Source organism: Microbacterium sp. AK031, from assembly GCF_024807145.1.
GTDB lineage: Bacteria > Actinomycetota > Actinomycetes > Actinomycetales > Microbacteriaceae > Microbacterium.
The window spans coordinates 40,720-54,685 of record NZ_JANUCA010000008.1; the positions used below are offsets into that span (position 1 = coordinate 40,720).

Sequence of the window (13,966 nt, forward strand, 5' to 3'; positions counted from 1 at the left end):
AAGCCCAATTTCTCATCGAAGCATTTGTGGCGGGCATTTGCTGACATTCCCGGAATTACAACGAATAATCAGGGGGGTTGACAATCGCTCGCGGATGCGGGAGGTTCATTAGCGATAATGTTCTGCGGTTCGAAGTTGAACTCGGAACTCGGAACTCGGAACCCGGAATCGGAGATCTACGGTGATCTTCCTCGGAGGTGAAAATGCTCGGTTACACGATCCGGCGGGTACTCCTCGCCGTCTTCGTGCTCTGGGGCGTCGTGACCGTCGTCTTCATCATTGTGCGGCTGGTTCCGTCTGACCCCGCGGTGCTTGTCGCGGGGATCGACGCGACACCGGAGCAGATCGCCACGATTCGCGAACGGATGGGCCTCGATCAGCCGCTGATCGTCCAGTACCTCGGCTACGTCGCCGGCGCGGTCCGGGGAGATTTCGGCACGTCGTACACGTACGGCGCGCCGGCCATGGAGCTCGTCGGGCAAGTGCTGCCGAACACGGCGCTGCTGGCCTTCCTCGGCTGCACGCTGGCCGTCATCGTCAGCTTCCCGTTGGGCCTTCTCGCAGCGCTCCGGGTCAACCGCTTCACCGACCGGGTCGTCACCACTGCGAGCCTCTTCACTCAGGCGCTCCCCGGATTCTGGGTCGGCGTCGTTCTCATGCTCGTCTTCTCCCAGATGCTGCGCCTGCTGCCGAGCGCGGGCCTCGGCAGTCCGGATGCGCTCATACTTCCCGTCGTGACCGTCGCGCTGCCCTTCATCGCGATCCTCACCCGCATGACCCGCAGCGGTCTTCTCGAGGTGGTCGGCGAGGGCTACATCGCGACGGCCCGCGCGAAGGGCCTATCCGAGCGGGTCGTGATTCTGACGCACGCCGCACGTAACGCCCTCATCCCGGTCGTCACACTCGTCGGTCTCGAGTTCGGCGCGCTGCTGGGTGGTGCGGTCATCACCGAGACGGTCTTCAGCTTCCCTGGCGTCGGCAAGCTCTTGGTCTCCTCGATTCTTTCCCGCGACTACAACCTCGTCCAGGCCTGTGTCGTGATCATCGCTGCGGCGTTCGTCATCGTGAACCTGCTCGTCGATCTGCTCTACGGCTACCTCGACCCGAGAGTGAGGCTTGCGAAATGACCGTCCCACCCACGATCGCGGTGCAGACCATGCAGCGCGCTCATCGAGCACGCCGCGGCGTCACCGTGCGGATCACGATCCCTCTCGTCGTCATCGGCCTGTTCATGCTCGGCGCTGTCGTCGTGCCGATGCTTTACCACTTCGACCCGCTGCACACCGACGTGCTTCTGCGCCTCAAGGCTCCGGGAACGACCCTCCCCGACGGATCGTTCGCAGTCTTCGGCACCGACCAGGTCGGGCAGGATCTCTTCGCCCAGATGATGATGGGCGCGCGCGTCTCGCTCACCGTCGGCGTCTGTTCGCTGCTCTTCGCGGGTGTGTTCGGTGTGCTCACCGGGCTGCTCGCGGGGCACTTCGGCGGCTGGGTCGACAACGTGCTCATGCGCATAGCCGACGTGCAGCTCGCGTTCCCGTCGATCCTCCTCGCGATCCTCCTCGCTTCGGTGCTCGGCCCGAGCCTGTGGAACGTCATCGTCGTCATCTCGATCACGAACTGGGTCGTCTTCGCACGCGTCACCCGCAGCCAGGTGCTCACGCTTCGCAGCCGTGAATACGTCGAGGCCGCACGCACCCTTGGCGCGAGCCACTGGCACATCATCTTCCGCACGCTGCTTCCCGGTTGCATCGCTCCGATCCTCGTCGTGGCCACGGTCGAGTTCGGGCACGTGGTGCTTCTTGAGGCGGCGCTGTCGTTCCTCGGGGTCGGCGTCCCGCTCGGCATCCCGAGCCTGGGAACCACGATCAGCAACGGCACCGCGTATCTCAGCACCGCATGGTGGATCTCGACCCTTCCCGGCATCGCGCTCGCCGCTCTCGTCCTCTCCACGGGCGTGCTCGGCGACGCCCTGCGCGACCGATTCGACCCGAAGTTGCGGAGCGCCTGATGACGACCTCCCACGCCCCTGAGGCCCGAACCCCCGACGCCCTATCCGGCGAGCCGCTCCTGAGCGTGCAGGATCTTCAGGTCGAGTTCTCCACCTCGGCCGGTGTCGTGCGTGCACTCGACGGCGTGAGTTTCGACGTCGGAGCCGGCGAGACCGTAGCGGTCCTCGGTGAGTCGGGCTCGGGGAAATCGGTCACCGCGCAGGCCATCATGGCGCTGCTTCCGCAGCCCGCCGGCTCCATCGTCGGCGGCCGCATCCTCTACGGTGGTCGCGACCTCGCCGCGGAGCCCGTCTCGAAGGTTCGGGAGCTCTGCGCGACCGAGATCGCGATGATCTTCCAGGACCCGCTCAGCTCACTCAACCCGGTCTACCGGGTCGGCTGGCAGATCGCAGAGTTGTTCCGACGTCGCCGTGGCACGCCGAAGCAGGAGGCATGGGCGAAGTCACTCGAACTGCTCAAGCGCGTCGGCATCCCCGACGCCGAGACACGAATCCGCGACTACCCCCACCAGTTCTCGGGCGGGCAGCGCCAGCGCATCATGATCGCGATGGCGATCGCCCTTGAACCGAAGCTGCTCATCGGCGATGAGCCGACGACCGCGCTCGACGTCACGGTGCAGCAGCAGGTGATGAACCTTCTGGCCGATCTGCAGGCCGAGTCCGGTATGGGGATGATCCTCATCAGCCACGACCTCGGCGTCGTCGCCGAGGTGGCCGACCGCGCCGCGATCATGTACGCCGGTCGGATCATCGAGACCGGCGGTATCCGACAGGTCTACGACCACCCTGCGCACCCGTACACTCGTGGCCTGCTGGATTCGATACCGAGCACCACCTCGGGTGAGCGGCTCAAGCCGATCGTCGGCTCGCCGCCGAATCTGCTCGCGCTGCCGAGCGGATGCACATTCCATCCGCGCTGTCCGTATGCGACCGAGCTGTGCCGCACCACGCCTCCTGCCCTGCGGCAGCCGGAGGGCTGGAGCGCCGGCCATGTTGCGGCCTGCCACCGGTCGGAGGAGGTGCTTCCTCATGACTGACGAGTCGAAACCGCTGTTGAACGTCGAACATCTCAAGGTGACGTATCCGACCCGGTCGTCGATCCTGCTGCGAAAGATCGGCGAGAACGTCGCCGTCTCCGACGTGAACTTCGAGATTCGACCCGGCGAGACCGTGGGGCTGGTGGGCGAATCCGGATCGGGTAAGTCGACGATCGCGCGCACGATCATCGGACTCGTGCCCGCAGCGGACGGCATCATCCGCTTCGAGGGCAACGACATCGCGCAGCTCTCCCTGCGTCAGATGAAGGACATGCGCCGCGACATGCAGATGATCTTCCAGGACCCGTATGCCTCGCTCAATCCGCGGCTCACGGTGCGCGACATCATCGCCGAAGGCTGGCGCGTGCACACGGGCATCGTGTCGCGCGAGCGCTGGACGGCTGAGGCGAAAGATCTCATGGAGCGCGTCGGGCTCAACCCGGACTACTCCGATCGGTATCCGCACCAGTTCTCGGGCGGGCAGCGTCAGCGCATCGGCATCGCGCGGACACTCGCGCTGCGGCCGAAGCTCATCATCTGCGACGAGGCGGTCAGCGCGCTGGACGTCTCGGTGCAGGCGCAGGTGCTCAACCTGCTCGAGGACCTGCAGACAGACCTCGGACTCTCGTATCTCTTCATCTCGCACGACCTGTCCGTCATCGAGCACATCTGCGACCGCGTGCTTGTGCTCAACAAGGGCGTCGTCGTCGAGGAGGGCACCGCCAGGGAGCTCTTCGAGAACCCGCAGCATCCTTACACGAAGGCCCTCATCGCCGCGGTTCCGGTCGTGCGGCCCTGGCTGGAGGAGACATCGTGAGCCAGAGCATCACCGTGCACCTCGTGCGCCACGGCGAGTCGCTCTGGAACGTCGAAGGGCGTTACCAGGGTCAGCAGGATTCGGGCCTCACAGCCGACGGGCGAGCCCAGGTAGCGCAGTTCGCAGAACTTTTCGCGCAGCAGGTACCGGCTCCCGACCTCGTCGTCTCAAGTGATCTGCCGCGGGTGAAGGACACCGCCGCGCGCTATGTCGAGCTCATCGGGGCGAACATCAGCCATGACCCTGCGCTGCGGGAGATGAGCGTGGGGGACTGGGCGGGCATGACGCTCGAGGAGGCTGAGCGGCAGCATCCCGAACTCGTTGCCGCGGTCGCGGCCGGTGAGGACCTTCGACGCGGAGGGGGCGAGACGTTCGGCGAGACCAGGGAGCGAGTCGTCAGGGCGATAGAGCAAGTCACCGCCGAGCTCGAGAAGAGGGACGGCGACCGGGTCGCCGTGATCTTCACGAGCGGCAACCCCATCCGGCTCGCCGCCGCTCACATGCTCGGCATCCCGTCGCCGGGTCATATGCCCCTCGGGGCACCCGATAACTGCTCTGTCACGACCTTCCGTCTGCGGGGCGCGCGCAGCGAGGTCGTGCGCTACAACCATGACATCGCGCCGGCACGACCGGCGGACCCGAGGGAGATCTCGTGACCGCACCGCTCACTTTCATCGCACAGACTCACAACCTGTGGGGCGATCATCATGCCGCCGAGCGGGAGACCGCGATGCGCGCCCTCTACGAGCTCCGCGCTCCCGATCTGCTCGCCACGCAGGAGACGCGTGCCTGGTCGCGTGACCTGCTGGATGCCGCGATGCCCGGGCACGATCGTGTGCACGACGATTTTCCCGGGTGGGAGAAGCAGAGCAACCTGTGGTGGAACCGCGACCTGTTCAGCGAGGTCGAACACGGCGCCGAGGACGTCGGCATCCACGACGCGAACGCCCGCCTGTTCTGGGTGCGGCTGCGCGTCGAAGACGGAGACCGGTCGATCCTCTGGACGACCGCGCACCTCTCCTACTCCGGCAACGCGGTCGAGGTCGAGACGGGGATCAACCAGCGCACGCCGCAGGCGCATCGCGTCGTGGAAGAGCTCGCCCGACTCGGGCAGGACGACGAACCGGTCTTCTTCGCCTCCGACACGAACGCGATCGCGACGGCCATCTGGGTGATCGGCAACGCCGGCTACCTCGACTCGTTCAGCGCGCTGAACCGGCAGGCTCCGCCGACGCATCCCGTCGTGCCCAATCCGTTCCGCGAGACCGTCGGCACACCGAAGTCGCCCATCGCGAGCCCGCACAAGACCATCGACTACATCTTCTTCCGAGGACCCGTGCGCCCGCGCAGCGCCGAGGTCGTGGAGTTCTTCGATCGGGGGATATCGCCCAGCGATCATCACCCGGTCGCATCAGTGTTCACCCTGCCCGGCCAGTCCGTGCTCGCGTGAACCGCACCAAGTTGGACCCGACAAACCAAGTCACATCGAATCAAAGGAGACAGCAATGACATCGCTACGCGCAAAGATGCGCTCGATCGCCGCAGTCGCGGTGGCCGGCGCTCTTCTGCTGACAGGATGTTCGGGCGGAGCCGGCGGCGGAGGCTCGACAGAGCCGCTGCCCGACGACGAGCAGACCCTCACCTATATCCCGGCCTACGGCTGGGCCGCTTCCGACATCTCCCAGGCGCCCCTGGAGATCGGCATCAACATGGCGATCTCGCAGACGCTCGAGACCCTCGTCACGCTCGACGACGAGAACCAGCCGCAGCCCAAGCTCGCGGAGTCCTGGGAATGGACCGACGACACGACCCTCGTCTTCCACCTGCGTGAAGGCGTCACCTACTCCGACGGCACGCCCTTCACGGCTGCCGACGTGAAGGGGTCGCTCGAGCGGTACATCGCGTGGGAGGCCGCACTCAAGACGGTGCTCTCACCGATCCAGTCCGTCGAGGCCACCGATGACCTCACGGTCACCATCAAGACCGCAGGTCCCTCGGGAACGCTGATCGGCGTGCTCTCGATGGTCTACATCGGAAAGGCCGAGTTCTCGCATCCCGATACGACGATCCAGGCCGACAACGACTACTGGGCGCAGCCCGTCGGGACCGGACCGTTCGTCATCGACGACTACGTCGCCAACGACCACTTCACCTTCCAGCGCAACGAGGACTACTGGGGCGAGAAGGCCAAGCTCAAGACGCTGACGATGAAGCAGATCACCGACGTCAACGGGAAGATCACTGCGCTGTCGAACGGTCAGGCGCAGATCGTGGGCGACGTGCCCTACGATCAGGTCGCGCAGGTCGAGGCGATGAACGACGTCAAGTTCGTGCAGGAGAGCAGCCTGAACTACTACTTCCTGTGGTTCGACAACAAGAACGAGTTCCTCCAGGACCAGCGCGTCCGCGAGGCGATGTGGGCCGCTCTCGACCTGAAGACGATCCAGGAGTCGCTCTACGGCGACACGGCGAAGACCATGACGTCGTTCTGCCCCGAGGCGGCCTTCGGATGCGTCGAGCCGACCGAAGGCATGGTCGAGTACGACCCGGAGCACGCGAAGGAACTGCTCGCCGAGGCCGGATACTCGGACGGCTTCACCGTGGACGCGATCTACAGCAATGCCAACGGCGCCGGCTTCGCCAACATGATGCAGGCCTTCATCTCGGCATGGCAGGAGATCGGTGTCACCGTCGAGCCGCGCGCACTGGATGCCGCGTCCTGGCTGAAGGAGTTCGGCACGGTCAACGAGGATGGGACCCACGCATGGGATATGGACGTGCAGCCGAACCAGACGATCACCGGTGACGCCGACTACACGATCTACCGTCTGTACAACTGCACGGCGGCTCGTCTCGGGTACTGCAGCGAAGACCTGGATGCCGTGACGACGAAGGCGCAGCAGCTCACCGATCCGGATGAGCGTCTCGAGCTGTACCAGCAGGCGGTCGACATCATGCGTGCCGACACCCCGGCGATCCCGCTGTTCGAGATCAACGTCAACGCGGCCATGACCTCGAACGTCGAGGGTCTCGTGATCCCGGCGAACGAGTTCATCGACTTCAGTTCGGTGTATCTCACACAGTGACACCCGATGGCGGGGGCGGCGCGAGCCGTCCCCGCCATCGTCGTCTCAGCATCCGATTCCCAGCATCCGATTCTCGGCATCCCAGTCCCGGCATCCAAGGAGAGTAAGCGCATGGAGAAAGTCCTCAGCTACGACCGTGGTCTGGAGCGGTTCAACCCACTGGCCAGGGTGATCACCTACGACGATTTCGACACCGGATACAACGGCTGGCTGGATCTCACACCGAACTTCGTCTACGACGACTACGAGTCCTTCGATTCGGTCGTCGACCTCTCGAGCTGGGCGCCGACCCAGCTCAGCTCGGGCGCGATGCGGTTCGCCTCCTCGCACGGGTCGATGGAGGGCACGTACTCGCTCAAGCTCAGCACGGCGCCGACCGGCGGCCCGCACACGCAGCCGCCGCGTCCGGGGAGTATGGGGCACGCGATCAAGCGGCTGTCCCGCTTCGGCGATCCGGATCTCATCCAGATCGAGGCGTGGTACTCGTACACGCCGGCGCAGGACCGCTTCGGGATCGGCGAGGAAGACATCCGCGCGTTCGGCTTCTTCTTCGATGTGCAGGATGCCGAGCACCGCTACATGCCAGGCGTCAGGTACGTGAACGCGCTCGGCGGGAAGCCGGTGCGGAAGTGGCAGTACTACCGGGTCGCTGATGGTGTGAGCAGGGCGGACTGGAACTTCGGCGTCGAGGACGGCTGGTGTGTTCCCGGCGTGGACAACCAGTGGTACGGACGCCGCTTCGACGACGGCTCAGCCGACGGGTATCAGTGGATCCCCGGGGGCGAGCAGCAGCTGGTGTTCAACGAGAGCCCGGACAAGATCAACTGGATGTACTTCCGGCTCACCGTCGACGTGCGCCAGAGACGTTATGTCGAGTTGCAGTCGATGGACCAGGTGTTCGACATGCGCGATCTGGCGCCCACTCTCGTGCCCGGATACAAGTCGATCAAGGACCTCATCAATCCGGTGTTCTTCGTCGAGACCGACACCGATCGAAGCGTGAACCTCTACCTGGATTCGGTGGTGTATTCGTGCGAGTGAGCGGGGAGAGAACGCTCGGGTCGGTCGCGGAGCCGGCACGCGAGACGCCCGTCGTCGGGGCGTTCGACGTGATCGTGGCCGGCGGTGGCCCCGCGGGGGTGATCGCCGCGGTTGCCGCGGCTCGGGGCGGTGCGCGCACGCTGCTCATCGAGCGGTACGGGTTCGTGGGCGGGATGGCGACGAGTGCGCTGGTCACGCCGATCAGCGAGTTCCGCGTCGGAGGGCAGCAGCACATCGGGGGAATCCCGCTTGAGCTCATGCAGCGTACGGCGGAGCTGGGCGGGGCCGAACTCGACCGCGACAGTGGCAACTGGCCGGTCAACGACGAGATCTTCAAACTCGCCGCTCAGCGGCTGCTGCTGGAGAGTGGCGTGACGCTTCTGTTGCACAGCTGGATCGCCGACGTCGCCGGCGAGGAGGGCCGCGTCAGTCACGTGATCGTGCAGAACAAGGCGGGCCGCGTGGCCTACGCCTGCGAGGCGGTGGTCGACTGCACAGGGGATGCGGATGTCGTGCGGGCAGCGGGGCTGCCGACCACCAAGGGTGACGTGCTGCAGCCGGCGACACTGTGGTTCCAGCTCGGCGGCGTCGACACCGACGCGCTCGGGTACGTCTTCGGGGATGCTGTGGACGGCATCCTCCCCGTGTCGGAGTCGATCCGCGGCCGGTTGGCCGAACTGCACGAGGCCGACGAGGTGCCGCTGTTCGGCGGTCCGTGGATCAACAGTTTCTTCCACGACGGGCTCGTCAGCATCAACGTGCTGCGCGAGCCCACCGACGCGAGCGATCCGGAATGGTTCTCCCGCACCGAGACGAGCCTGCGCGAGAAGATGCACGCGATCATCGATGTCCTCCGCCGGGAGTTCCCGGAGTTCCGGGATGCGTGGCTGGCGAAGTCGGGCATCCAGACCGGGGTGCGGGAGACGCATCACATCGTCGGGCTGTATGAGCTGACCGGGGACGACATCCTGCACCCGAAGGCCTTCCCCGACACTGTGGCGAAGGGCGCTCACACGATCGACATCCATCACACGGACAGCATCGATCAGAACGACCTCGTCATCCTCCGCCATCCCTACAACGTGCCGTTCCGCGCTCTCGTGCCAGAGGGCAGTGAGAACGTCGTCATCGCCGGGCGGTGCCTGTGCGCCGATGGCCCTGGTTTCGGATCGGTGCGCGTGATGGCGACGTGCATGGCGATGGGGCAGGGGGCGGGAACCGCCGCCGCGCTCGCCGTGCGTCACGGCCTGTCGATGCCGGAGATGGACTTCGACCTGCTGCGTTCGGGGTTGATCGACGGCGGGGCGATCGTCGACTTCGACAACGTGGTGGCACTCGCCGGAACAGACAGGAGCTGACGTCATGCTGCAGAACAACACATCCGTGCTGGCCAGGAGGGTGGTCGTCGACGGAGATTTCGCGACGCTGCCGTACGAGGCCGGGTGGGCGCGTGAGGTCGTCGTCTTCGTGCAGGTCGAGGGCGACCATCCGGATCTCGCCGTCGCGACCGAGATCTCGCCGGACGGGATCAACTGGATCCGTCGCGGCGCGCCGGTGACGCTGTCGTCGGATGCGAGCATCGCGGAGCTGACGCTGTCGGAATTCGGCAACTGGCTGCGGGTGACGGTGACGGGTGCGTCGCCGGAGGCACCCGCCCGCATCCTCATCCACGTCAACGGGAAGGGCTGAGTGGGCAGCTCAGTCGGTTCGAGAAGCCGCTGACTGAATGATCTTGGCGAGGTCGCCGGGGCGGCTTCACGTAGGCCAATGCCCCGTTGGAAGGTCGATGACGTCGAGGTTCTCGATGTGCGCGACTTCGGCGAACATCGCGTGGCCCGCGCGTGCCAGCTCCAGCACCTGCGCACTCGGGATCGAGCAGCACTCCACGGTGGCGCGCACCGTCCACTGCATCCGATGCTCCATACGCCGATCTGGCAGCAGCAGGGATCCAGAAGATCCTGGACGTTCTCGATCCCAGAACTCGAGCAAGAGCCGACGAACTCGCCGGCCGGGTCTGGGTCAACCCCGTCCCCTCCTCTTCGCGCGCAATCAGATCGGCACTGGAGGAGGCCAGGGCCGAGCAGCGAGTGATCCGCATTCGCTACACATCGAGAGATGGGATCACCACGACCCGTGACGTCGAGCCCGTGCTGTTCGCCTCCACCAACGGCCAGTGGTAGCTGGTCGGGTGGTGCCGACCGCGCGATGCGATGCGATGCGATGGTTCACCGTGTCGCGCATCGAGCGCGCCAGCGTCACCAAGACGGCCTGTGGCGGCCATACCGTCCACGAGGTCGGAGAACCCCCGGCGAACGCCAGACCGGTGCACGGTCAGGCGAGTGACTCATGGTTCCGTCAGCGCGACGACACCAACTGGTGCGCTCGCTGGTGCGAGATGCCGAGGATGGCCCCGATGTCCCGAACCGGGACGTCGGCTGCCGCAAGAGTCCGCGCCAATTCAGTCGCGTGCTGAGCCGCAGCTTTCTCCAGCTCGGCGGCTCGCGCACGTTCTTCGACAATCGCGGCCACACGATCGGTCACATCCTCGACCTCTCCGATCGGGGCGAAGGACAACGTGACAGAGACCGTCTCAAGCGGAACATCCTGGGACGCCGCGATGTACTCGCGCGCCATGTCACTGGCTTCGCTGAGACGGCGCGCTTGGGTGAGTCCGTCGATCGCAGGGACGCTCACCATCCACCACTTGCCGTCGCGGACCACGGTCGCTTCGTATGCAGTCATTGGTTGTCCTCGTCCAGATTGCGGTACACGCCCGGGCTGATCGTGTTGTGCCCATCGGGAAGTGTGCAGGTCGTTCCGTTCGGCCTTCCCAAGTGGTGTGGCTCCCAACCGTTCGCAATGCGCGCCAGCCACTGCGCTTCAGCAGCCGGGTGGCCTTGCGCGTCGTTGTTCTGAGAATTCAGTCTATCTCACTAGACTGAACGGTGTCAGCCGCCGAGAAGGCGGTACCGCGGACGAACGCCTTCACCGTCGCGTGGCTCTCTCCGACACCTTGACCGTGTGGCCGGATCGTGTACTCGCCCACAGCTGCCGGCACGATGAAAGTCTCGGCATAGTGCACGACGAAGGGCTCGAAGGCTCCGGACGGCGACTCGACGACGGCCTCAGAACCTTCCACGAGATTGAGTACGTTGACCGTTCCATGCGTGTCGTGCGGGGCGGTGCCGGTGAACCAGTGCCGCCGCACCTCGATGAACTCGAGATGGTGGAGACCAGTGCGCTCCTCCCGCCATCCATCGCCCTCGGTGACGGATTCGACCTGGTCGACGAGGTTGTCGTTCGTCCACTCGGTCTCGCGATCCCACTGGATATTGGCCAGAGCGTGTTCGAGGTGGATAGGGCGAGGCGTTCCGTCGAGGCCTACGCGGTCCCAGTCCCACATCTTGAACGTGAAGATGTACGGCGTCGCCGAGATCTCGAGCACCATCGAGTTGCGTCCGGAGCAGTGCACCGTGCCGGCAGGAATGGCGAAGTGGTCGTGCTTCCTGGCCGGGTAGGTGTTGACGTAGTCCTCAGCGGGGAAGGAGATCTCGCCCGACTGCGCGCGGGTGAGGTCATCGGTGAGGCGCTGGCGGTCGACGCCGGTCTTCAGCCCGAGGTACACGAGTGCGTCGTCGCCGGCGTCGAGCATGTAATAGCTCTCGTCCTGGGTGTACGACATGCCGAATCGGTCGCGGATGTAGTCGGTGAGCGGATGCACCTGCAGTGAGAGGTTGCCGCCGCCCATGGTGTCGAGCAGGTCGAAACGGATGGGGAACTCCGCACCGAAGCGGGCGAAGGTGCGCTCGCCGAGAAGCTCGCGCGGGTGTGCGAAGACGAGGTCGATCGCGGGAATCTGGAAGGTGGACTCGCCGTCGGTCAGGAGCAGGCTGTTCTCCTCGGGGACGCCGTCGAAGGACCAGGCGTAGTTCGGCTCCGATTCGTCGAGACCGCACACCTGCTTCATCCATTGCCCGCCCCAGACCCCGGGGTCGAAGTACGGCGCCACGCGGAACGGACGGGTGGGTGCTGCGGCGAGGGCACCACGGAAAGCATCTCCGGAGATGAGCGAAGGCTCATGCGTGTGATTCAGGTCGAGCACGAAGTCAACGGTGTCGAAGAGCGGACGTTTGTGTCGGTCGGCTGCCCGCCACTCCAGGAAGAACCCGCGCTTGATCTTGCGGAGCGGGTCTTCGTCGGCGTTGTCGGCATGCCAGTTGGGCATGCCCCGCCGATACCGCTGTTGGATCTCCCACCGCGCCATCTCGCCCAGCACAGTGACATCGGCGTCGGCGATGGTCGCGGCGCCCCACCCTACGAGCACCGTTCCGCCGCGGCGCTGCTGCGCGTCGGCCTTCAGTGTGGCGACCTTCCCCGGGTCGAAGAAGGCGTCGATGGTGGCGTGCGACATGACCCCGAAGACACGGTCATCGGTGAGGTTCTCGCGGAACGACGTCTCCAGGAGCTCCGTCGACAGCGCCGCGCTCTCGACGTCGATGACTTCGAAACCTGGCAGCCCGGCGTGCACCTGCTCGATCAGCACCGAGAGGTCGGTGCCGGGGTAGGTGTCGATGGCGATCAGCGGACGGTCCCCATGGGAACTCGCGGCTCCGCGCAACGACGCCCACAGATCCTTGCCCGTGAGCACTCGCTCGCCGCGCGGCAGGTCGATCGTCGGGGTGCGATCGTACGCCGATGTGGTGGGCATGCCATCGCGAGCGGAGGGAAGGGGGTGCATCGTTGCCAGCCTTTCGTTACGGACTTCGACGCGCGCCTCAGATCGGGCCGCCATCGCACTGGTATCGTTATCAACCTACCTCACGAAAAGGAGATCCGCATCCGCCGGCGATCATCTCCGGAAGCGCGTGGGGAGCTGGATCATCTCCGACTCCCGCTCGTCGTCGGCCTGCATCCGGCTCATGACCATGCGTGCGGCGGTCCGTCCGAGCTCTCGGGGGTCATGCTCGATGACGGAGAGCGTGAAGGGCATGAGGCTCGACAGCTCGAAGTCGTCGAACGCGACGATGTGCATCGAATCGGCGGCGCTGCGATGCTCGGCCAGCGCGCGCAGAACACCCACCGTGTTGCGGTTGTTGGCACTGAAGATCGCTGTCGGCGGGTCGTCCAGAGCGAGCAGATCGATCATCACGTCGTGGGCGGCGACGTCGTCGTTCTGGCCTGCTCGGACCAGTGCTGGATCGAACGCGACTCCGGCCTCGCGGTGCGCACGTTCGAACCCCTCTTGACGACGCCGGCTGGTGAAGACCGATAAGCGGTTGCCCAGGAACGCGATGCGGCGGTGGCCCTCAGCGAGGAGGTGCGCTGTTCCGTCTCGCGCTCCGCCCTCGTCGTCCACGAGTACGACGTCGGCGTCCAGGCCGTCCACCTGGCGTGATGCCAGGACGAGCGGAACTCCGGCGGCCGTGGCTGCGCGCAGATGGGCCACGTCGCCTCCAGCGGGAACCACGATGAGTCCGTCCACCTTGCGCCCGATGAAGTCGTTGACGAGAGCGCGCTCGCGCTCCGTGTCCTCGCCGCTGTTGCCGACGAGAAGTCGCATCCCATCGGAGGTGACGATCTCCTCCACGCCCAACTGCACTTGGGCGTAGTACGGGTTGGCGACGTTGGTGATCACCACACCAAGCAGTCCGGTGCGCTGCCCTGGACGGAGGCTGCGGGCGTTCTCGTTGCGACGGTAGCCCAGTGCGGACGCGGCATCCATCACCGCTTGCACCTTCTCGGGGCGAACGTTCGGGCCCCCGCTCAGCACGCGCGACACCGTCATCGGGGAGACGCCGGCGGCTGCTGCGACATCTTGCACAGTGGGAGCGGTCGCCCCCCGGTTCTTCACAGCGCGCGCGGACATGCCGTCATGGTATCGATAATCTCCGGACCGACAGCGTTTCCGCGCTCGGGGCGTGTGCTCGCAACGCTTCCGGTCTCGGCTTACGGCGCGGAGTCAGCGCCTTGCCCT

General features: G+C 65.6%; 13 protein-coding genes and 2 pseudogenes. 11 read left to right on the plus strand and 4 right to left on the minus strand.

Going from position 1 to position 13,966, the window contains the following annotated elements:
- Nucleotides 1-203 precede the first annotated feature (203 nt).
- The 10 genes from HDC95_RS14220 (at nt 204) to HDC95_RS14265 (ending at nt 9,681) form a co-directional block, all read left to right on the plus strand.
- Nucleotides 204-1,127 (plus strand): ABC transporter permease, encoded by a 924-nt coding sequence (locus tag HDC95_RS14220; protein WP_259064263.1) that lies wholly within the window; start codon nt 204-206, stop codon nt 1,125-1,127.
- Nucleotides 1,124-2,011, plus strand: coding sequence for an ABC transporter permease (locus HDC95_RS14225; RefSeq protein WP_259064264.1), 888 nt, complete (start codon nt 1,124-1,126; stop codon nt 2,009-2,011). Before HDC95_RS14220 ends, HDC95_RS14225 begins: the two co-directional genes overlap by 4 nt.
- A complete protein-coding gene (locus HDC95_RS14230; RefSeq protein WP_259064265.1) occupies nt 2,011-3,048 on the plus strand; it encodes an ABC transporter ATP-binding protein in 1,038 nt (345 codons plus the stop codon). Before HDC95_RS14225 ends, HDC95_RS14230 begins: the two co-directional genes overlap by 1 nt.
- Nucleotides 3,041-3,865: an ABC transporter ATP-binding protein gene (locus tag HDC95_RS14235; protein WP_259064266.1), complete on the plus strand. Its 825-nt coding sequence runs from the start codon at nt 3,041-3,043 to the stop codon at nt 3,863-3,865. Before HDC95_RS14230 ends, HDC95_RS14235 begins: the two co-directional genes overlap by 8 nt.
- Complete coding sequence (locus HDC95_RS14240) at nt 3,862-4,521, plus strand: histidine phosphatase family protein (RefSeq protein WP_259064267.1); 660 nt, start codon at nt 3,862-3,864, stop codon at nt 4,519-4,521. The genes HDC95_RS14235 and HDC95_RS14240 overlap by 4 nt, the downstream gene beginning before the upstream one ends.
- Nucleotides 4,518-5,315 (plus strand): endonuclease/exonuclease/phosphatase family protein, encoded by a 798-nt coding sequence (locus tag HDC95_RS14245; RefSeq protein ID WP_259064268.1) that lies wholly within the window; start codon nt 4,518-4,520, stop codon nt 5,313-5,315. The genes HDC95_RS14240 and HDC95_RS14245 overlap by 4 nt, the downstream gene beginning before the upstream one ends.
- Before the next feature lie 55 nt (nt 5,316-5,370).
- Entirely contained in the window at nt 5,371-6,951 is a 1,581-nt protein-coding gene (locus HDC95_RS14250) for an ABC transporter substrate-binding protein (RefSeq protein WP_259064269.1), read from the plus strand.
- Nucleotides 6,952-7,062: 111 nt separating this feature from the next.
- Complete coding sequence (locus tag HDC95_RS14255) at nt 7,063-7,992, plus strand: DUF6772 family protein (RefSeq protein ID WP_259064270.1); 930 nt, start codon at nt 7,063-7,065, stop codon at nt 7,990-7,992.
- Nucleotides 7,989-9,350: an FAD-dependent oxidoreductase gene (locus HDC95_RS14260; RefSeq protein WP_259064271.1), complete on the plus strand. Its 1,362-nt coding sequence runs from the start codon at nt 7,989-7,991 to the stop codon at nt 9,348-9,350. Before HDC95_RS14255 ends, HDC95_RS14260 begins: the two co-directional genes overlap by 4 nt.
- 4 nt (nt 9,351-9,354) lie before the next feature.
- Nucleotides 9,355-9,681, plus strand: a complete 327-nt coding sequence (locus tag HDC95_RS14265) for a DUF6385 domain-containing protein (RefSeq protein WP_259064273.1) — start codon at nt 9,355-9,357, stop codon at nt 9,679-9,681.
- A 66-nt stretch (nt 9,682-9,747) separates the two neighbouring features.
- On the opposite strand, the pseudogene HDC95_RS14270 reads toward HDC95_RS14265, so the two are convergent.
- Nucleotides 9,748-9,891, minus strand: a pseudogene (locus HDC95_RS14270) (alpha/beta hydrolase); the annotation flags it as partial.
- On the opposite strand from HDC95_RS14270, the pseudogene HDC95_RS14275 reads away from it, so the two are divergent.
- A pseudogene (locus tag HDC95_RS14275) lies at nt 9,888-10,327 on the plus strand (helix-turn-helix transcriptional regulator); the annotation flags it as partial. The pseudogenes HDC95_RS14270 and HDC95_RS14275 sit on opposite strands and share 4 nt — an antisense overlap.
- Nucleotides 10,328-10,347: 20 nt before the next feature.
- Here HDC95_RS14275 and HDC95_RS14280 read toward each other — a convergent pair.
- The 3 genes from HDC95_RS14280 to HDC95_RS14290 form a co-directional block, all read right to left on the minus strand.
- Nucleotides 10,348-10,734 (minus strand): hypothetical protein, encoded by a 387-nt coding sequence (locus tag HDC95_RS14280; RefSeq protein ID WP_259064439.1) that lies wholly within the window; start codon nt 10,732-10,734, stop codon nt 10,348-10,350.
- A gap of 178 nt (nt 10,735-10,912) precedes the next feature.
- Entirely contained in the window at nt 10,913-12,700 is a 1,788-nt protein-coding gene (locus HDC95_RS14285; protein ID WP_259064275.1) for a class I mannose-6-phosphate isomerase, read from the minus strand.
- Between the two features lie 141 nt (nt 12,701-12,841).
- Nucleotides 12,842-13,858 carry a LacI family DNA-binding transcriptional regulator gene (locus HDC95_RS14290; protein WP_259064277.1) on the minus strand — a complete coding sequence of 339 codons (1,017 nt, stop codon included), beginning with the start codon at nt 13,856-13,858 and terminating at the stop codon, nt 12,842-12,844.
- Between the last annotated feature and the right edge of the window lie 108 nt (nt 13,859-13,966).

Bases quoted from the DNA above. Each gene is read 5' to 3' on its own strand.
- HDC95_RS14220 (WP_259064263.1), top strand. From the start codon at position 204: ATGCTCGGTTACACGATCCGGCGGGTACTCCTCGCCGTCTTCGTGCTC.
- HDC95_RS14225 (WP_259064264.1), top strand. From the start codon at position 1,124: ATGACCGTCCCACCCACGATCGCGGTGCAGACCATGCAGCGCGCTCAT.
- HDC95_RS14230 (WP_259064265.1), top strand. From the start codon at position 2,011: ATGACGACCTCCCACGCCCCTGAGGCCCGAACCCCCGACGCCCTATCC.
- HDC95_RS14235 (WP_259064266.1), top strand. From the start codon at position 3,041: ATGACTGACGAGTCGAAACCGCTGTTGAACGTCGAACATCTCAAGGTG.
- HDC95_RS14250 (WP_259064269.1), top strand. From the start codon at position 5,371: ATGACATCGCTACGCGCAAAGATGCGCTCGATCGCCGCAGTCGCGGTG.
- HDC95_RS14255 (WP_259064270.1), top strand. From the start codon at position 7,063: ATGGAGAAAGTCCTCAGCTACGACCGTGGTCTGGAGCGGTTCAACCCA.
- HDC95_RS14265 (WP_259064273.1), top strand. From the start codon at position 9,355: ATGCTGCAGAACAACACATCCGTGCTGGCCAGGAGGGTGGTCGTCGAC.
- HDC95_RS14280 (WP_259064439.1), bottom strand. From the start codon at position 10,734: ATGACTGCATACGAAGCGACCGTGGTCCGCGACGGCAAGTGGTGGATG.
- HDC95_RS14285 (WP_259064275.1), bottom strand. From the start codon at position 12,700: ATGCCCACCACATCGGCGTACGATCGCACCCCGACGATCGACCTGCCG.
- HDC95_RS14290 (WP_259064277.1), bottom strand. From the start codon at position 13,858: ATGTCCGCGCGCGCTGTGAAGAACCGGGGGGCGACCGCTCCCACTGTG.